This window comes from Roseobacter sp. HKCC-CH-9351 (assembly GCF_037830295.1).
In the GTDB taxonomy this organism is placed as follows: domain Bacteria; phylum Pseudomonadota; class Alphaproteobacteria; order Rhodobacterales; family Rhodobacteraceae; genus M30B80.
Genome location: NZ_JBBLYM010000001.1, coordinates 1,904,007 through 1,922,568, shown reverse-complemented (window position 1 = coordinate 1,922,568; position 18,562 = coordinate 1,904,007). Strand labels below are relative to the sequence as shown.

Genomic DNA, 18,562 nt, shown 5'->3' with positions numbered 1-18,562 from the left:
GATTGCCTTTACTGTGCGGCGTGAACGGTCGGGCCTGCAGGTTGTGTTTTTTGATCTTCGGCTGTGTCATCCTCCCACAAGATGAGGGGGTTTGCCGTTTCCAATGCCGCGCGCGCCAAAGCGTAATCTTGGGTGCGCTGTGACAAGCGCGCCGCGCCAATGCGCGCCAAGGCCTGCGCAATCCAGCCTAATATTTCATTCCACCAGACCCGCGCCGCCAAAAGCGATGGCGTGAAGACCAGGGTCAGAACTGTGGCAATGCCCAATCCAAAGACCACTGCCGTGGCAAGGTTTTTCCACCACAGGGCAGTCGGGCTATCAATGGTGTAACCGCCATTTGCAAAATCAAGGCTGATGCCAAACATCATCGGCGCAAGCCCCGCCATCGTGGTAATAGTGGTCAAAAGAACAGGGCGAATGCGCGCCTCGACTGTGCGGATGATCGCCTCAATCGGGGCCAGATAGCGGCTATATTCTTGATAGGTGTCAATCAGAACAATGTTATTGTTCACCACAATCCCCGCCAAGGCGACAATGCCCGTTCCCGTCATGATGATCGAAAAGCTTTGCCCCATGGTCAAAAGCCCGATCAACACCCCTGCGGTCGACAAGACAACCGCCAGAAGCACCAGCACCGAATTGTAAAACGAATTGAACTGCGCCAGCAGGATGATGAACATCAAGCCCAATGAGGCCGCAAAGGCCTGAGATAAGAAAGCCTGACTTTCGGCTTGCTCGGCTTGGTCGCCGCCCCATTGCCAATTCACGCCATCGGGCAAAATCGTGCCTGTTTCTAATGCAGCGGTGATATGGGCAATCCGTTCATTGGCCGTGATAGCCGTCAGGGTAACATCGCCGCTTAATGCATTGTCAAACTCGGCGCGGCTCGCGCCTTCGGCCAAGGAATGAAGGACATAGTCGCGCCCATCTATGCTGAATTCAGCGGGCCTGTTGGCGTGTTCAGGCGCCGCATTGCGCAGCAATCCTAAGTCACGATCCCCGATCGTCACCCGCATAAGCCCCGAGATAACATCGGCCTTCACTTGGAATATGCGCGATTGATCAAGGCGTTTGATCTCGGCCAAACGGCGCACGGGTTCCCATGTGACGAAATTTGACAGCGGAACCAATCCATCTGCGGTGCGCACGCGCAAAGTGTCTAAGGTCGACAGGACGCGGGCATCTTCTGGAAAACGCACGCGGATTTCTATCTCATCATCAGATGTAGGCACGCGCATCCGATCAAGCAAAATCCCGCGCGTGACCAATTGCACCATAGCGCCCACTGTGGCCACATTCGCACCATAGCGGCCTGCGGCCTCGACATCGACATTGATCTGCCAATCAATCCCCGGAAGGGGCAGCGTATCTTCGATGAGGGTCAGCCCCTCGAGGTTCTCGAAATAGGCATGAACGTCCGCCGTTGCTTGCTGAAGTTGCGCCCAATCATCGCCTGTTAGTTCGAGATCAATCGGCTTGCCGTTGGCAGGGCCATTGGCCTGCTCGAATATCTCGGTATGGATGCCGGGAATGGTGTCCAACTCCGCTTGGATCGCATCAAGAATGATATTGCCATCGGCCCGCGTTCCCCAAGGGGCGAGGTCGATTTGAACCTGACCGATTGTGTCCTCAGGGGCGCTTGCGCCGCCTGTGTTATTGTTCAATCCGCCATCACCTGAAAAGGCAAAGACATCGCGCACGCCCTCAAAGCCAAGCACCCGCGCCTCGACCTGTGCGACCAAAGCGTCTTTTTCTTCGACCGACAGATTGCCGCGCGCGCGCACATAGACAATTGCGTTTTCAGGCTCGGTCTCCACGAAGAAATCCACGCCGTTATTGTTGGCCCCGTAATAGCTGAAGGTCACGACAACAAAGCCCAAAACCGCGGCAATGGTCAAAACGGGGGCAAACGGGTTGCCCACCAAACGCTTTATCAGCAGGCCCAATCTTGTGCGCTTATATCCGCCCTCAACCCGTTCTACCACGCGCGGGCGGATCAATGTGCCCATGACAACCGACATGACCAAACCTGAAACCGAAAAAGCCAAAACGCCCGGCAGGATTGCAAGAAGGGCGGGGGTGTCTGGCCCCGCACCCCCGCCGCGCATAACCATCAAGGCGGATTGAAACAGGGCAAACCCCACCACAACCGCAAGAGCAATGCGAATGGCGCGACTTGGCACAAGGCGTATCAACAGCCCACCAAAGCGATCCGCGCTGCGCGACAGACGGGCGGCAACGCCCCCCATCACGGGCAGATAGACCAGCGCCACAATCAGAGAGGCGGACAGAACAAAGATTAAAGTGACTGGGAGCATCCCCATAAATTCACCCGGAACCCCAGGCCAGAATAACATCGGCAGAAAGGCGCAAAGCGTGGTCGCGGTCGAAGATATAACGGGCCAGAACATCCGCTTTGCGGCATCTGTATAAGCCTGCATGGGGCGTGCGCCCTCAGCAAGGCGTTTGTCGGCATATTCGACCACAACAATCGCGCCATCAACGAGCATCCCAACGGCCAAGATCAGGCCGAACATCACGATATTTGAAACCGCGATGCCCATGATGCCCAAAAAGATAAAACACAATAAGAATGAGGTGGGGATGGCAAAGCCCACAAGAAGCGCCGATCTTGTGCCAAGCGTGGCCAGAACAACGATCATCACAAGCGCGATTGCAGTCAACACCGATCCTTCAAGCTGTGCCACCATCGAGGCCACGGTCTTGGATTGATCCAAGGAGGTGGTGATATGAACAGCGGCGCGTAATTCTTCGGGCCATTCCGCCTCGAAGGCGGCCACTTCTTGGCGCACCAATTCGGCGGTATCGATAATGTTAAACCCTTGGCGCTTGACGACCTGAAGCGCAATCGTGGGGTTCCCGTTAAAGCGCGCAGCGCCTGTGCGATCCTCATAGGTGAGGCGAATTTGCGTCAAATCCCCTAAGGTCACAACGCGGTCACCATTTACCTTGACGGGCAAATCATAAACGTCCTGCGGGCTTTCAAACGAGGATGGAATGCGCACAGACAAGGCACCCGTTGGGGTGTCGACCACGCCTGCCGCGATCAATTGGTTGTTGTTTACAACCGCCGAAATCAATTCCTGCGCCGTGACATTATAAGCCTCAAGCGAGAGCGGGTCGATCAAGACCTCCAACATCTCATCGCGCGCGCCTGCAATCCCCGCCTCCAAAATAGGCGACAACCCCTCAAGCCGTGTTTGCAAATCCTGCGCAAGGCGGATCAATGTGCGCTCGGGCGCGTTGCCAGACAGCGCCACGATGATGATTGGAAACTCCGAAAAATTGATTTCATTGATGGAATAGTTCTCCGCCCCTTGCGGGAATTGCGTCTCGGCCCGGTTCATGGCATCGCGCACATCGGCAATGGTTGCGGATTTATCCCATCCAAATTCAAACTCGATAAAGATCCCTGCATAACCTTCGGCGGCGGTGGAGTTGATGGATTTCAATCCATCGAGATCTTGAAACTCGGCCTCAATCGGACGCACCAATTGGCGCTCGCTATCTTCGGCGGAAATGCCGGGGAAGGGGACAGAAACAAACAAACCCGGTATATCAATATCAGGTTCACCCTCTTTGGGCAGTCCGACATAGGCGGCCGCACCAACCGTCAGCGACAAAACGATAAAGGCCACGACCATCCGCGCACGGGCGGCGGCCCAATCGATGATCCCGGTCATTGTGCCCCTCCAAGCGCGGATTGCGCTGCATCAATCGTGGCGTTTTGGCCTGTGGGGATGTCATGGATCGAGACAGGCACGACCTGCCCCCCGTTTGAGACAAATTCCTGTCCCACGATGATAATGTCGACCTGCTCAGGCAACCCTGTGAGTAAGGCCCCATCAGGCGTGTCGCGCAGGATGATGACGGGGTAAAAGGCAACCAGATTATCTTCGGCCACGACACGCAGCCCCAAATCACCCTGATCATCCAAAGTCAGCGCAGAACTTGGCACCAAATGGGCGGCTGTCCCTTCGGTGGCAATGGCGATATCGGCACTTTGGCCATCCCCAATGCTGAGATCGGGGTTTTCTGCCTCAATCTCAACGCGGAAGGTGCGGGTTTGCGGATCAGCGGAACGCGCAACAAATCGCACAATTCCGTCCACCTCACGCCCATCCACCAGCCGCGTGGTTGCCGTTTGGCCGATGCTGATGCGCGCCAATTCAGCCTCGGGCAGGAACCCAACGAATTTGATTGGATCAAGATCAATGACCGTGGCGCATAATGCGCCCGGCTGCATCAATGTGCCCAGTTCCGCAGTGTCGCTTTCCAACAGCCCATTGAAGGGGGCGCGAATTTCTACGCGGGCCAATTCTTCGGCGGCGCGATCAATGGCCGCCTCAGCCGAGCGCAAGGCGGCCTCGGCGCTGCTGAGGCTGGCTGAGGCGCTGGCCGCGCGTGTCTCAGAGGCAAAACCGCTCTCATTCAGGCGGGTTGCGGCATTAGCGTCAATTTGCGCGGCTGCAAGTTGCGCCTCAGCGGTGCTGCGCGCGGCCTCAGCCTCGGCTAGGGCTGCAGCGCGGGTGCCTTCATCGATTTGGCACAGAATATCACCTGCCGTCACGGATTGGCCTGCCTTGATCGGGTCTGAAATAATCCGACCCGAGGTTTCTGCGCGAATCTCAACAAAGCGCGCGGCCTCGGATCGTCCGCGCAGACGCACGGCATCGGAAATCACCTCAGCTCGGCTTGGCAAAATCACCACGCGCATCGCATCCCCAAATGTGCCGCTGTCCGTTTGCGCGGCCTCAGCCGCCGCAGGGCTTTCACTGTCGCGCCCCATCAAGGCATCGCGCTGAAAAATCAGCACATAAAGCGCCGCGCAGACCAAAACGGCCGTGATGACTGGAAAAATGCGCATTAAATAACCTCTTTTCGGGGCGGATATATAATCTGATCACGCCCGCTGATCTTCTGTGTTCTGCGTTTGGTTGGGTAACGCTTTCTGTCTCATACGAGTGAACTGTTGCGTTTAGATTAGTCTTTTATACCTCCGTCCGCAAGAATGAACGGAATGGTTTAGTTTTTATTTTGTGACAGAATTTGACCATCTGTTGCGAATACGCCGTTTGGGTGCGGTTGCACTTGGCAAAGCTCTGTGCTTCGCGTTAAGTGAGGCACGTGGGTTTTGATATCAAAGAAAGAACGGCACAGCATGAGCCAAAGCGACAGTTTCATTGATGAAGTCACCGAAGAATTGCGCCGCGATCAGCTGTTTCGCGCGCTCAAAAGGTGGGGCTGGATTGGCGTTTTGGCTGTTGTCGCATTAGTGGGGGCCGCGACCTATCGCGAGATCAGCACAAATCGCGATCTTGCGGCGGCGCGTGATTTTGGGGACGCGGTGATTGCTGCCCTAGACCTGCCCGATGCCGAGGCCCGCGCTGCGGCCCTCGCTGAGATCACCCCAAGCCGCAGCAATCAAGAGGTGCTATTGGCTTTCATTCGCGCCTCAGACCTCAGCGAAAGCGACCCGGTGGCCGCTGCAGCGGCGTTGCGCGCGATTGCAGATGCACCCGATCTCTTGCCGCGTTATCGTGATCTGGCCCTGTTGCGTGCCCATATCCTTGCCCCCTTGGACGACCGGGGATTGGTCGATGCAACATTGGCGCGTTTGGTCGAGGATGGTGCGCCTTTCGCAGGCATCGCGCGTGAAATGCAGGCGCTAGAACTCTTAAAGGCGGGCGATAAAGAGGGGGCGATTGCAGCACTTGAGGCCTTGTCTGAGCAATCCGTTGTGACCCTGTCACAGCGTCAGCGGATCAGCGCCCTGATCTTCGCGCTGCAAAGTGGCGCTACGATCACGGGCCAAAGCGCGTCATCTGAATAAAGGGACAGGTTTCATGCACAATACCGTTTCTTACGCAAAACCTGTGGCGCGGCTCTGCGGTGTCAGCCTCATCGCTTTGGCCCTTTTGACGGGCTGTGAGCGCGAGCCGATCTTGCAAGGTGAACGGTTCGGAACACGCGTGCCTTTGGCGCAAACCCTGCCAAGCGAGGAAGGGGTGGACGACACCGCTGAGGCGGCGGATGCGGCCCTCGTGCATTTCGCGCAACCAACAGCGCAAAGTTTGACGGACTGGCCGTTGCGCGGTGCGAATGCCGCGAATGCGATCCCTGCGCTTGAGTTTTCGCAATCAGCAAGCCTGCTGTGGTCAACGGATATTGGCCAAGGCAATGGCAGACGTACCCGACTGACCGCGGACCCGATTTTCACAAATGGCGCAATTGTTACGCTTGATAGTGATGCAGGGCTTCAGGCGACCTCGCCCGAGGGAGCCGTGATTTGGCGCACTGATTTGACCCCTGCAAGCGAACGCGATGGCGGTGTCTCTGGCGGCGGGGTTGGCGCCGCAGGTGATCAGATTTTTGCAACCACTGGATATGGTGAATTGCTGGCCATTGATGCCGCAAGCGGTGCTATTTCATGGCGTCAACGTCTTGGGGCAACGCTTGGCGCACCAACTGTGGCGGGCGGCGTTGTTTATGTGACGGGCCGTGATGATCAGGCCTATGCCGTGGATGCGGCCACGGGGCGTGTGCGGTGGGAAATCCCCGCAACTGGGGCCGCCGCGGTCTTGTCAGGAAGCCCATCCCCTGCGCTGACCTCGCGCTTGGTCGTGTTTCCCTTTGGCTCGGGCGAGTTGACAGGCGTGCTGCGCCAATCGGGCGTGCGGGTCTGGTCGGGTGCCATCGCGGGTGAGCGGATCGGTGTGGCTTATAATTATATCAACGATATCACCTCTGACCCCGTTCTGGTGGGGGGCAGGCTTTATGCGGGCAATCTGTCTGGCCGCGTTGTCGCGATCGATGCGGGATCGGGCGAGCGTCTTTGGACAGCGACAGAAGGGGCTTATTCTGGTCTGATCGTTGCAGGAAATTCCGTGTTTTTCGTATCTGACCGCAATGCGTTGATCCGTCTAGATCAAGCGACTGGTGAGGTGATTTGGGAAACCGAATTGCCCCTGTACGAGGCCCGCCGCGAGCGCCGCCGCAAGGCCGTATTCACCTATTACGGGCCGATTTTGGCGGGTGGTCATTTGATCTTGGCCACGGGCGATGGGGAAATTCTGCGTTTTGACCCCGAAACAGGTGTGACGCTTAATGGCAACCTTACCCTGCGGGGTGGGGCGGCAAGCCAACCCATCGTTGTCAATGATACGCTTTATGTGGTCAGCGCAGATGGTCGTCTGCATGCCTATCGTTGAGCCGTTAAGCCTGTTTTAACCATAGGCTGATAGACCCTCCCCGTCATTAACCGCAGAGCAGGGAGGGCGGGCCCATGCTTTCGGTTCGGGCGATTTCACACCAGATCCTAAGCCATGAGGGCGGCTTTTCCGATGATCCCGATGATCCGGGCAACCCCACAAATCTTGGCATCACCTTGGCCGCCCTGCGAAATGCAGGGCGCGATTTGGATGGCGATGGTGACATCGACCGTGATGATATCCTGCGCCTCACGCGCGCTATTGCCATCGAAATCTTCGGAGAAGATTACTATCGCGCCCCGCGCATATATTTTCTGCCTGGGGCGTTGCAGTCTGTCGTTTACGATATGCAGGTGAATGCGGGGGCGCAGGCAATCATTTTGCTACAACGCCTGCTCCACGATATGGGGTTTGACCGCGCGATTAATGGGCTAAACCGCCTGCCGCGTCCTTTGATGGCGCTGTCGGTCATTGGCCCATTCGCCTTTGCCATGATCGACCCTGTGGCTTTTTCCGCGCGCATGACGGGTTTGGCGGCCATCCCGGAGCCGCTTTGGTGGCTTTTGGGGGCGGTGGTGAGTTTCTATTTTGGCGCGCGCGAAATGTATTATGCCCACATACCCGACACACCGCCGCAAAGATCAGCACGCCGATGGTGGCCTTTTGGCCAAAGGGGCAGTCACGAAAATCCCGCGCTTGAGGAATGGCGCGCCGATTGAGGCGCGCGTATCACCTTGGCCTCTGGGTCAAACAGGGGCTGGGGCAGGGGCGTGGCCTTGAGGGCATTGCCCAAAACCTCGATGGTGAAGCCATCCGCCTGATCGGCATATTCCTTCGCCACATATCCCATCGCAACCGATGTCGCGCTGGCATGGGCATAGCCGCCAGATGTAACCCAACCGATGGTTTTCCCCTGAAAATCAATTGGCTCATCCCCGATCACATCGGCATCATGTGCGTCAATCGCGAAACTCATTAGGCGTAAAGCTCCGCCCGTCTCCCGCTCGGCCAAGGCTGCGGCTTTACCGATAAAATCAGCGGGTTTATTATAAGCCACAAACCGATCAAGACGGGCCTCAAGCGGGCCATAGACGGGACGATATTCGCGCGCCCATCCGCCAAAGTTTTTTTCCAAACGCAAAGAATTGAGCGCCCGCAGACCGATAGGACGCAGCCCGTGATCCGCCCCGACGCGCAACAAGGCCTCAAAAATTTGGCGCTGGAATTCTGAGCGCATCCAAATCTCATAGCCCAAATCACCCGTAAAGCTGACCCGCCCAACATAGGCGGGGGCCATGGCCACATCCATTTTCGCAAAATCCATGAAGCGCATCTTCGCCATATCAGGGGCAATTTGCGCAAGGATGTTGCGCGCCTTTGGCCCTGCAATATGCAGCCCGCAAAGGCCCAAACCGATCACCTCAATGGTGACGTCTTCGGTGCTCAATTTTTGGGCCTCGAACCAACGGGCATAGAAATTTTCAGCCATGCCAGAGCCAAACAGCATATAAGTCTCAGGATTTAAGCAGGCGCAGGTGAGATCACCTTGCAGCTTGCCATTTTCCTTTAACATCGGTGCCAACGTCATCCGACCGGGTTTGGGCAGGGCACAGGCCAAAACCCGGTCAAGAAACGCGCCTGCATCCGCGCCCGCGATCCGAAATTTCGAATAGCCCGATATTTCCAACAGGCCCGCAGCCTCGCGCAGGTTGCGCGCCTCGGCCCCAACATGGTCAAAATCACTTGAGCGCCGCCATGAAAATTGATCTCGCACACCTTCCGGCGCGAACCAAAGCGGCACTTCAAGCCCCCAAGATTCACCCATCTGCGCCCCAAGCCCAACCATGCGATCATAAATTGGCGTTGTCTTATGCGGGCGAGCGGCCTGCAATTCCTCATTCGGGAATTTGATGGAGAACCGCCGCGAATAGTTTTCTTGCACTTTCGGGTTGGTGTAGCTGAGGGTCGTCCAATCGCCATAGCGCGCGACATCCATCGCCCACACGTCAAACCCAGGATCCCCTTGGGTGATCCAATTGGCCAGCGCCAGACCAACACCCCCGCCTTGGCTGAAGCCCGCCATAACCCCGCAGGCTGACCACATCCCCTCAAGCCCGCGAATAGGCCCGATCAACGGGTTTCCATCGGGGGCAAAGGTGAAGGGGCCATTGATGATCTGTTTGATGCCCGCATTCGCAAAGGCGGGGAAATGTTCAAACCCTACTTCAAGGCTTGGCGCGATGCGGTCAATATCGGGTTGCAGTAACTCATGCCCGAATTCCCAGGGCGTGTTGCGGGTCGACCATGGAACACAGGCCTTCTCATAGGTGCCCATAAGCATCCCGCCACGTTCTTGGCGCAAATACAGCTCGCCATCGAAATCGACTGCATGGATCACTTCGCGGCCTGTTTTTGCGTTGATCTCGGCCACTTCGGGCATGTCTTCGGTGATGAGATACATATGCTCCATCGCCAAAATGGGCAGTTCAAGGCCCACCATGCGCCCCACTTCGCGCGCCCAAAGTCCGCCTGCATTCACCACATGCTCGCAGGCAACGTCGCCTTTGTCGGTTTGCACGATCCAACCACCATCGCGCGCGCGCAGGATGCCCGTCACCATACGGTGGGTCTGATAGCTGGCCCCAAGAATTTTGGCAGATTTGGCATAGGCATAGGTCACACCAGAAGGGTCAAGATGGCCATCGACAACGGTGCGCAAAGCACCCGTAAACTGCCGCGGATCAAGAAGCGGCATCAGCTCATGCGCCTCTTCGGGGGTGATTACTTCGGTTTCAATACCCTGATAGCGCCCTTTGGCAGAGATGGATTTCAACCAATCAAACCGCTCAGGCGTGGAGGCCAACATCACCCCACCTGTCATGTGAAAGCCTGTGGCCTGACCTGACAGCTCTTCAATTTCTTTATAAAGATCAATCGTGTATTTCTGAAGCTTGGCAACATTTGGATCACCGTTGATGGTGTGGCACCCGCCCGCTGCGTGCCATGTGCTGCCCGAGGTCAGTTCAGACCGTTCGATCAAAAGGCTATCTGTCCAACCCGCTTTCGCGAGGTGGTAGAGAACAGATGCCCCCACAACACCACCCCCGATAATCACGACCCGCGCTGTTTCAGACATCCATACCTCCCGTTGATATGATCCTTACTATGCACCAAGCCTAGACCGCCAAATGGCGGCAGAGGTGCTTAAATTCGACCAAATTGGGGGGGCAAATGCCGCGAATAGGCTAAATCGCGGGGCGCTGGAAATCAGGCAGCCAGTTCAACCCAAACCGGCACGTGATCTGATGGTTTTTCACGTGCGCGGATTTCACGGTCTATTCCAACATCTTGCAAAAGATCAGCCGCGTAGGGGCACAGCAAAATGTGATCAATGCGGATCCCATTATTGCGGTTCCACGCCCCCGCTTGGTAATCCCAAAACGAATAATTGTCGCCACCTTCCACCCGTGCGCGAAACGCATCCGTCAGGCCAAGGTTCACGATTTTGCGAAACGCCTCGCGGCTGGTTTGACGCGCCAATGCATCCTCACGCCATGCATCGGGGCGGGCGGCATCTTCGTCTTGGGGGATGATATTGTAATCCCCTGCAAACAAAACGGGGGTTTCTTCCGCCAAAAGTTCGGCAACACGCGCCTGCATCCGCGCCATCCACGCCAATTTATACTCATATTTCGGGCCAGGGCAGGGATTGCCATTGGGCAGATAAAGCCCGCAAATCCGCAGCGCCTTTTGACCGACCACTGTGGCCTCAATCCAACGTGCCTGCTCATCTTCTGCGTCACCGGGCAGGCCGCGGATCACATCTTCGAGCGGATATTTTGATAAAATGGCCACGCCGTTGAAACTTTTTTGACCATGGGTTTCCACGTTATAGCCCCGCTCCTCGAAAATCTCGCAGGGGAAGGCCTCGTCAACCGATTTGATCTCTTGCAATAGCGCCACGTCAGGGGCCGCCTCATCCAACCATTGCGGCAGGGCATCTATGCGCGCTTTGATCCCATTGATGTTGAATGTGGCTATTTTCATAAGCGCAAGCCTTTTAAATCAATGGGTTAAAGAGAAAAGCTAATCCCGCAGCCGCAGGATGACGCGGCATTTGGATTATCGATCACAAAGCGCGCGCCAATTAATTCTTCGCAAAAATCAATCACGGCATTGGCCAAAAACGGCAGCGAGGTTTCATCAACCACAACCTTTTGGCCTGCATCCTCCAAGATCAGATCACCATCGGCGGGATCATCAAGCCGAATATCATATTGAAAGCCAGAACACCCGCCCCCCTCAACGGCCACGCGCAGCGCCTTCGGGGCAGGTGTATCTGCGTTAATCTCAGCCAGACGCGCAAAGGCGCGGGGGGTTACTTTGGGAGGTAGGTTCAAATCCATCGCCATCTCGTTTGGGCAAAAATTGCTGTGATTGCGGGCTGTTAGAACAGAGTGTTTTCCAATATAAGACCGCCAAATTGAAACGGCAAGGATAGGGATCATGCGCGCAAACTATGCCTGCACTCCGAGCGACAGTCGCGGCAGGCTCTACCCCGAGGTGGAAAGTGGGCACAGGTCTTGCTTTCAGCGCGACCGCGACCGCATCATCCATGCATCTAGTTTTCGCCGCCTCAAGCACAAGACCCAAGTTTTTGTCGAGCATGAGGGCGATTATTTTCGCACCCGTCTGACCCATTCGATCGAGGTCGCGCAAGTGGCCCGCACGATTGCCCGCGCCCTTGGGGCCAACGAGGATTTGACCGAGGCGATTGCGCTTGCCCATGATCTGGGCCACACGCCCTTTGGCCATACGGGCGAGGATGCGCTTTGCGATTTGATGGCGCCCTATGGCGGGTTCGATCATAATGCGCAGGCCATTCGCATCGTCACCAATCTCGAACGCCATTATGCGGATTTTGACGGGCTTAACCTGACATGGGAAAGCCTTGAGGGGATTGCTAAACATAACGGGCCTGTAGCCGCCCCATATCCTTGGGCCTTGGCTGAATATAATGCGCGCCATGATCTAGAATTGACCACCTATGCCAGCCTTGAGGCGCAGATTGCTGCGATTGCGGATGATATCGCCTATAATCATCATGATCTGCATGACGGGCTAAGGGCAGGGCTATTTGAGGTGGCCGATATTATGGCGCTGCCCCTTGTGGGGCCGTGTTTTGGCGAGGTAGATACGGCCTATCCCGATGTCGACCCAACCCGCCGCAGGCACGAGGCGCTGCGCCGCTTTTTCGGGGTATTGGTTGAGGATGTGATTGCCTATGCCAATACAGCCCTTGGCGCGCTTGACCCTGCGTCGCCGCGAGATATCCGCCACGCAGGGCGCGCAATGGTGCGGTTTTCGGATCAGGTTTTTGCTGATCTTAAAGAGGTGCGCGCGTTTTTGTTCACCCGCATGTATCGTGCCCCGCGCGTGGTCGAGACACGCGCAATCGTCACGGATGTCGTGAATGATTTATTCCCGCATATGATGGCCCACCCTGACCAACTGCCCCGCCAATGGCAGGCCGAAGTGCGCGCAGCGCAAGATGACACCACGCTTGCGCGGTTGGTTTGCGATTATATCGCGGGTATGACGGATCGGTTCGCACTACAAACCCATCGGCGGATCTTCAATCGTGACTTGGGTCTGGGGGCCGTCTTCTAGGGGCCCTGTGGCATTGACCTTGCTCTGCAACCTGATAGAGCAGGGCTCAAGACAATCAGGATGATAAAACATGATGCTTTTTGCCGATATTCGCGCCTTGGTGATTGACGCTTTGGGTCAGATGGAGACCGCAGGCACGTTGCCCGCAGGGCTTGATTTCGCCAATGTCGCGGTCGAACCCCCGCGCGATGCCGCCCATGGCGATATGGCAACGAATGCGGCCATGGTTCTGGCAAAACCTGCAGGGCTAAAGCCACGTGATATCGCCGATTCATTGGCCCCGATCCTGATGGCTGACCCGCGGATTGAGACTGCCGATGTGGCGGGGCCAGGCTTTCTGAACCTTCGCCTTTCTGCGCAGACATGGCGCGAGATTCTGCGCGGCATTGCGCAGGCGCGCGGTGCCTATGGCCGCGTCAATATCGGGCAGGGGCGCAAGGTGAATATCGAATATGTGTCGGCCAACCCGACAGGGCCTTTGCATGTGGGCCATACGCGCGGCGCGGTCTTTGGCGATGCTTTGGCAAGCCTGTTGGATTACGCAGGATATGACGTTACGCGCGAGTATTACATCAATGATGGTGGGGCGCAGGTCGATGTTTTGGCGCGTTCGGTATATTTGCGCTATCTCGAGGCGCATGGTCAGGCTGTGTCTTTTGAGGATGGCACCTATCCAGGCGATTACCTGATCGAGGTGGGTCAGGCCCTGAAATCCGAGGTTGGGGATGCGTATCTTGATCGCCCCGAGGGGGAATGGCTTGCCCCCGTGCGTGATTTCGCCATCGCGGCCATGATGCAGCTGATCGAGGCTGATCTCGACAGTCTTGGCGTGAAAATGGGTCACTTCTTTAGTGAAAAATCTCTCTACGGCACGGGGCGGATTGAAGCCGCGATTGAAGACCTCAAGGGTAAGGGCCTGATTTATCGCGGTGTGTTAGAGCCACCAAAGGGCAAAACCCCAGAGGATTGGGAGCCGCGCGAACAAACCTTGTTCAAATCCACCGAGCATGGCGATGATGTGGATCGCCCGATTATGAAATCGGATGGCGCATGGACATACTTTGCCCCTGACATCGCCTATCATTATGACAAGGTCACCCGTGGCTATGATGAATTGATTGACGTCTTTGGCGCCGATCATGGCGGCTATGTCAAACGGATGAAGGCGGCCGTGGCGGCGCTGTCCGAAAACAAGGTGCCGCTGGATATTAAGCTGACGCAATTGGTGCGCCTCTTCAAAGGCGGCGAGCCGTTTAAGATGTCAAAACGCGCAGGCACTTTCGTCATGCTGTCAGATGTGGTCGAGGCGGTCGGGCGCGATGTCACGCGCTTTATCATGCTGACCCGCAAGAACGATGCGCCTTTGGATTTTGATATCGAAAAGGTTTTAGAGCAATCCAAAGATAACCCCGTGTTCTATGTCCAATACGCCCATGCCCGCATTCAATCGGTTCTGCGCAAGGCGGGTGAATTGGGCATCGCGATAGATCACAAAAATCTGGACGCGATCAACGATCCTGCTGAATTCGCGCTTGTGGCGAAACTCGCGGAATGGCCGCGTGTGGTCGAGATCGCGGCACAATCGCACGAGCCGCATCGCATTGCGTTTTTCCTCTATGATCTTGCCGCTGAATTCCACGCTCTGTGGAATAAGGGCAATGCCGCACCCCATCTGCGCTTTTTGCAAGAAGATGATTTGGCAACGACTTCGGCAAAATTGGCCCTTATTGATGCAGTAGCCGTTGTTATTTCCAACGGTCTTGGTATCTTAGGGGTAACACCTGCGGATAAAATGTAAGGCGAGAAACGTCTTCACCCTCCGCAGGCCAGAGGCAGAGCAGGGTAGTGCCGTGACATAAGCCCATAAAACAAAGGGCATCACGGCGGAAAAGGGCAGGCATGGCGGCTTATGAAAAAGAACCTCCCGCGCAAAGACCGTTTCAGCGCATAGCGAACTCTGCGCAGGCCAGACGCCCTGTCGGGGGGATGGCGGTTGATCCGGCGCATCTTTTTGCCAACCCGCCGCAAAGATTTGATCCCCCATCCGCGCGCGCGCCACAGATGCCGCAAGCGGGGCGGGATCCTCTCAGCGCCACAGCCGAGCCTGAACTTCAGGCCTCCGCCGATCAGTCCACCGCGAGCCTTGCCGAGGTCGAACGCACGCAGTCTGTGCGCAAGCTGGGTCTTGGGGCCATGGGGCTGATGTCGGTCGCCATGGTGGCGCTTGGGGCGTATTGGGGATACGAGGCGCTGAAACGGCAAACCCTTGGTGTGCCCGTGATTGCCGCACCATCCGAGCCGTTTCGCGTGCCGCCGGATGATCCGGGCGGGGTTGAGGCAGATCACATGGGCCTTGCCGTGAATGAGATCGCCGCAGGGCGTGAGGCGGGGCCTGCAGCCGCGCAAATCATCCTCGCGCCGACGCCTGTTGATTTGATTGAGGATGTGACCCTTTTGGTGACGCCTGAGGCTGAAATGTCCCAAGCCGCGCCTGAATTGGACATTATCGCGCCTGACAGTTTTGAATTGATCGGGCCGCCTGCGCCGCCTGTCGCGGATGTGCCGCAGGCGACCGAAGATTTAATCACCGCGCTTTTGGCAGAGGCTTTGGGGGAAAGCCCGAATGCGCCTCAGCCTGATCTTGCGCCTGAGGTCGACAGAATTCCTGCCTCTGTCGCGGGCGTGGCTGTATCACTTATTCCAACGCCGCGACCCTTTACGATGGATCTGAGCCTTGCGCAGGTGCCCGGTGATGCTAGCCGTGATGACGCCATTGAAATTGATCCTTCAACCCTTGCCGCGGGGGACATGGTTGTGCAGCTTGGCGCCTTTGACAGCCCCGATGCGGCGCGGCGTGAATGGGATCGGCTTGCGGCGCAATATGATGGCTTTTTCGAAGGGCGTGGTCGCGTGATTATGGCGGCCAGTTCGGGCGGTCAGGAATTCTTCCGTCTGCGCGTAGCTGGGTTTGACGGGGTGGATGATGCACGCCGTTTTTGCACGGCGCTCTTGGCATTGGGTCAGGCCTGTATCCCTGCGACCATTCGGTGAGGGAGCAGGGCTATGTCTATCCCTTATTCTGCCACAATCCTTGGCCTGCAGGGCCTAAGTTTGTCGGCGGATGAGGCGCAGTTTTTTCGCGCGGCCAACCCTTGGGGATTTATTCTTTTTGCGCGCAACATCGATACCCCCGACCAACTGCGGGCCTTAACCGGTAGCTTGCGCGATTGTGTTGGGTGGGATGTGCCCATTTTGATTGACCAAGAGGGCGGGCGTGTGCAGCGCATGGGGCCACCGCATTGGCGGCACTGGACACCGTCCCTTGATATGATCGCAGGCCGTGACCCGCACTCGGCTGCGCGCGCCTTATATTTGCGCGCGGCCTATATCGGGCTTGAGATGCGTGCCGTGGGGCTTGACGTTAATTGCGCGCCTTTAGCCGATGTCGCGCGTCCTGAAACTCATGCGGTGTTAAAAAATCGCCTTTACGGGTTTGAGCCTGACACAGTTGCAACCTTTGCCCGTGCCTATGCCCAAGGGTTGATGGATGCGGGCGTTGCCCCGATTTTGAAACATCTGCCCGGATATGGGCTTGGTCAGGTGGATAGCCATCTAAGCTGCCCCCGTGTCAGTGCCCCGCGCAGTGAATTGGAGGCGGTTGATTTCGCGGCCTTTCGACCCCTGATTGATCTGCCAATGGGGATGAGCGCGCATATCATATATGAGGCACTTGACCCCGACCTGCCTGCAACCCTGTCCCCTGTTCTGATGCGGATGATCCGCGAGGATATTGGGTATCAAGGGTTGATGATGACCGATGATATTTCGATGGGGGCGCTTGGCGGCAGTTTGGCAGAACGCAGCACACAGGCCCGCGCGGCGGGCTGTGATGTGATTTTGCATTGCAATGGCAAGCTTCCTGAAATGGAGGAGGTCGTTGCCCATTCTGGTCAGTTGGATGGGATCGCGGCAAAACGCGCGCAGGCGGCACTTTTGGCCCGCAAATCCGCGACATCGCTTGACTTATATGCGATAGATGCCGAACTTCGCAGCCTAAGCGAAAAAGGCCCAATATGAGCGATACACCTGCGCTGCCCCCTGAGGCGGCAAATGACAATCTTCTCGCCGATCCTGGTGAATGGGATAGCGTGGCCGAACGCCGCGCGGCAGAGGCGTTGATTGTCGATGTCGATGGGTTTGAAGGGCCGCTTGACCTATTGCTGACATTGTCGCGCACGCAAAAGGTGGATTTGCGCAAAATATCGGTTTTGCGATTGGCCGAACAATATTTGGCCTTCGTGGAAGAAGCGCGCAAATTACGGATTGAATTGGCAGCGGATTACTTGGTTATGGCCGCGTGGTTGGCCTATCTCAAATCGCGGCTCTTATTGCCGCCTGATCCCAAAGAAGAGGGCCCATCAGGCGAAGAATTGGCGGCGCATTTGGCCTTCCAATTGGAGCGTTTGAGCGCCATGCGCGAATGCGCGGCCAGGTTGATGGCGCGGGATCGTTTGGGACGGGATCGTTTCGTGCGTGGCATTCCCGAGGCCGTTACCCATGCACGCAAGGTCAAATATACCGCAAACCTTCTTAATTTGATGCAAGGTTATGCGCGGATAAGAACCCGTGATGATTTTCGCCCCTTTGTCATGGATCGCGATAGCGTCTTTACAATGGAGCAAGCCCTAGAGCGGATGCGCGGCCTGATCGGATATGCGGGCGAGTGGACGGATATCTTGACCTATCTGCCCGATGGGTGGGGCATGGATCCAAAAAAACGCCGCTCTGCCACCGCGGCCACATTTGCGGCGAGTTTGGAATTGGTAAAGGCGGGAAAATTGGTCATTCGCCAAGCGGAAACATTCGCGCCAATTGAAGTGAAACGAAGGGATGATGAAAGATGAGCGGCGTGGCGGATACACCTGAAACTTCCCCCGAAACACCTGCTGAAGCACACTCGAGCACGCCTGAGAAAAGCCTGTTTCAAGCGCCCCCTTTGGCAGAACAGGAACGCATGATTGAGGCATTGCTTTTTGCCAGTGCCGAGCCTGTCTCAATCCGCGAGATGGAAGCACGTCTCCCGCATGGTTGTGATCCTGCTGAAGCCTTGCAACTGCTGCGCCGTCGCTATGAGGGGCGCGGTGTGAATGTGGTAAAAGTGGGGGATGCATGGGCGATGCGCACCAGTGCTGATCTGGGCTTTCTGATGAGCCGCGAAAGGGTCGAGACACGGAAACTGTCGCGCGCGGCAATCGAAACCTTGGCAATCGTGGCCTATCATCAACCTGTGACACGCGCCGAGATTGAAGAAATCCGCGGCGTGTCCGTCAATCGGGGCACGATTGATCAATTGATTGAAATGGAATGGATCAAATTTGGCCGCCGCAAGATGACGCCGGGGCGGCCCGTCACATTCGTGGTAACGCCTGCGTTTTTGGATCATTTCGGTTTGGAATCTGCCCGCGATTTGCCGGGCGTGAAGGAATTGCGCGATGCAGGGCTGCTCGACAATCGCCCGCGCGGCTTGAACCTGTCCGAGGAGGGCGCAGAAGCCCCAGAGGAGGAGGAGGGCGGTCTTCCCTTCGATATGGATGACACAGATGAGGATGGCGCCTTGTTCGAGGATGACGCGCCCTGATTTTGCCCCAATATCCTGGTAT

14 protein-coding genes are annotated in these 18,562 nt (G+C 56.8%); 9 read left to right on the top strand and 5 right to left on the bottom strand.

Features of this window, described 5'->3' with window-relative positions:
* Window positions 1-8: 8 nt before the first annotated feature.
* Both AAC632_RS09635 and AAC632_RS09630 read right to left on the bottom strand, forming a co-directional pair.
* Window positions 9-3,704 carry an efflux RND transporter permease subunit gene (locus AAC632_RS09635; protein WP_340296564.1) on the bottom strand — a complete coding sequence of 1,232 codons (3,696 nt, stop codon included), beginning with the start codon at window positions 3,702-3,704 and terminating at the stop codon, window positions 9-11.
* On the bottom strand, window positions 3,701-4,888 hold the full coding sequence (locus AAC632_RS09630) for an efflux RND transporter periplasmic adaptor subunit (protein ID WP_340296567.1): 1,188 nt from the start codon (window positions 4,886-4,888) through the stop codon (window positions 3,701-3,703). Before AAC632_RS09630 ends, AAC632_RS09635 begins: the two co-directional genes overlap by 4 nt.
* 294 nt (window positions 4,889-5,182) lie before the next feature.
* On the opposite strand from AAC632_RS09630, the gene AAC632_RS09625 reads away from it, so the two are divergent.
* From AAC632_RS09625 to AAC632_RS09615, 3 genes are all read left to right on the top strand, one after another.
* On the top strand, window positions 5,183-5,854 hold the full coding sequence (locus AAC632_RS09625; RefSeq protein WP_340296569.1) for a hypothetical protein: 672 nt from the start codon (window positions 5,183-5,185) through the stop codon (window positions 5,852-5,854).
* Between the two features lie 13 nt (window positions 5,855-5,867).
* Window positions 5,868-7,232, top strand: coding sequence for a PQQ-binding-like beta-propeller repeat protein (locus AAC632_RS09620; protein WP_340296571.1), 1,365 nt, complete (start codon window positions 5,868-5,870; stop codon window positions 7,230-7,232).
* Between the two features lie 74 nt (window positions 7,233-7,306).
* Window positions 7,307-7,951, top strand: a complete 645-nt coding sequence (locus AAC632_RS09615) for a 3TM-type holin (RefSeq protein WP_340299910.1) — start codon at window positions 7,307-7,309, stop codon at window positions 7,949-7,951.
* Here the strand turns inward: AAC632_RS09615 and AAC632_RS09610 are convergent.
* The 3 genes from AAC632_RS09610 to AAC632_RS09600 all read right to left on the bottom strand — a co-directional run bounded on the left by AAC632_RS09610 (window position 7,912) and on the right by AAC632_RS09600 (window position 11,644).
* Window positions 7,912-10,368, bottom strand: coding sequence for a GcvT family protein (locus AAC632_RS09610; protein ID WP_340296575.1), 2,457 nt, complete (start codon window positions 10,366-10,368; stop codon window positions 7,912-7,914). The genes AAC632_RS09615 and AAC632_RS09610 overlap by 40 nt on opposite strands.
* A gap of 131 nt (window positions 10,369-10,499) precedes the next feature.
* The gene (gene xth, locus AAC632_RS09605) at window positions 10,500-11,279 is read right to left on the bottom strand and encodes an exodeoxyribonuclease III (RefSeq protein ID WP_340296577.1); all 780 of its coding nucleotides are present in this window, start codon (window positions 11,277-11,279) and stop codon (window positions 10,500-10,502) included.
* A gap of 26 nt (window positions 11,280-11,305) precedes the next feature.
* A complete protein-coding gene (locus AAC632_RS09600; protein ID WP_340298732.1) occupies window positions 11,306-11,644 on the bottom strand; it encodes a HesB/IscA family protein in 339 nt (112 codons plus the stop codon).
* Window positions 11,645-11,738: 94 nt separating this feature from the next.
* On the opposite strand from AAC632_RS09600, the gene AAC632_RS09595 reads away from it, so the two are divergent.
* From AAC632_RS09595 to scpB, 6 genes are all read left to right on the top strand, one after another.
* On the top strand, window positions 11,739-12,902 hold the full coding sequence (locus tag AAC632_RS09595) for a deoxyguanosinetriphosphate triphosphohydrolase (RefSeq protein WP_340296579.1): 1,164 nt from the start codon (window positions 11,739-11,741) through the stop codon (window positions 12,900-12,902).
* Window positions 12,903-12,972: 70 nt separating this feature from the next.
* Window positions 12,973-14,700, top strand: coding sequence for an arginine--tRNA ligase (argS, locus tag AAC632_RS09590; protein ID WP_340296581.1), 1,728 nt, complete (start codon window positions 12,973-12,975; stop codon window positions 14,698-14,700).
* Window positions 14,701-14,888: 188 nt separating this feature from the next.
* Window positions 14,889-15,953, top strand: a complete 1,065-nt coding sequence (locus AAC632_RS09585) for an SPOR domain-containing protein (protein ID WP_340296583.1) — start codon at window positions 14,889-14,891, stop codon at window positions 15,951-15,953.
* Between the two features lie 12 nt (window positions 15,954-15,965).
* Window positions 15,966-16,979: a glycoside hydrolase family 3 N-terminal domain-containing protein gene (locus AAC632_RS09580; RefSeq protein WP_340296585.1), complete on the top strand. Its 1,014-nt coding sequence runs from the start codon at window positions 15,966-15,968 to the stop codon at window positions 16,977-16,979.
* Window positions 16,976-17,806 carry a segregation and condensation protein A gene (locus tag AAC632_RS09575; protein ID WP_340296587.1) on the top strand — a complete coding sequence of 277 codons (831 nt, stop codon included), beginning with the start codon at window positions 16,976-16,978 and terminating at the stop codon, window positions 17,804-17,806. Before AAC632_RS09580 ends, AAC632_RS09575 begins: the two co-directional genes overlap by 4 nt.
* The gene (scpB, locus tag AAC632_RS09570) at window positions 17,803-18,540 is read left to right on the top strand and encodes an SMC-Scp complex subunit ScpB (RefSeq protein WP_340296590.1); all 738 of its coding nucleotides are present in this window, start codon (window positions 17,803-17,805) and stop codon (window positions 18,538-18,540) included. Before AAC632_RS09575 ends, scpB begins: the two co-directional genes overlap by 4 nt.
* Window positions 18,541-18,562 lie beyond the last annotated feature (22 nt).

Excerpts from the sequence above, each read along its gene's own strand:
- AAC632_RS09635 (WP_340296564.1), bottom strand. The coding sequence starts at position 3,704 with ATGACCGGGATCATCGATTGGGCCGCCGCCCGTGCGCGGATGGTCGTG.
- AAC632_RS09630 (WP_340296567.1), bottom strand. The coding sequence starts at position 4,888 with ATGCGCATTTTTCCAGTCATCACGGCCGTTTTGGTCTGCGCGGCGCTT.
- AAC632_RS09625 (WP_340296569.1), top strand. The coding sequence starts at position 5,183 with ATGAGCCAAAGCGACAGTTTCATTGATGAAGTCACCGAAGAATTGCGC.
- AAC632_RS09620 (WP_340296571.1), top strand. The coding sequence starts at position 5,868 with ATGCACAATACCGTTTCTTACGCAAAACCTGTGGCGCGGCTCTGCGGT.
- AAC632_RS09615 (WP_340299910.1), top strand. The coding sequence starts at position 7,307 with ATGCTTTCGGTTCGGGCGATTTCACACCAGATCCTAAGCCATGAGGGC.
- AAC632_RS09610 (WP_340296575.1), bottom strand. The coding sequence starts at position 10,368 with ATGTCTGAAACAGCGCGGGTCGTGATTATCGGGGGTGGTGTTGTGGGG.
- xth (WP_340296577.1), bottom strand. The coding sequence starts at position 11,279 with ATGAAAATAGCCACATTCAACATCAATGGGATCAAAGCGCGCATAGAT.
- AAC632_RS09600 (WP_340298732.1), bottom strand. The coding sequence starts at position 11,644 with ATGGCGATGGATTTGAACCTACCTCCCAAAGTAACCCCCCGCGCCTTT.
- AAC632_RS09595 (WP_340296579.1), top strand. The coding sequence starts at position 11,739 with ATGCGCGCAAACTATGCCTGCACTCCGAGCGACAGTCGCGGCAGGCTC.
- argS (WP_340296581.1), top strand. The coding sequence starts at position 12,973 with ATGATGCTTTTTGCCGATATTCGCGCCTTGGTGATTGACGCTTTGGGT.
- AAC632_RS09585 (WP_340296583.1), top strand. The coding sequence starts at position 14,889 with ATGGCGGTTGATCCGGCGCATCTTTTTGCCAACCCGCCGCAAAGATTT.
- AAC632_RS09580 (WP_340296585.1), top strand. The coding sequence starts at position 15,966 with ATGTCTATCCCTTATTCTGCCACAATCCTTGGCCTGCAGGGCCTAAGT.
- AAC632_RS09575 (WP_340296587.1), top strand. The coding sequence starts at position 16,976 with ATGAGCGATACACCTGCGCTGCCCCCTGAGGCGGCAAATGACAATCTT.
- scpB (WP_340296590.1), top strand. The coding sequence starts at position 17,803 with ATGAGCGGCGTGGCGGATACACCTGAAACTTCCCCCGAAACACCTGCT.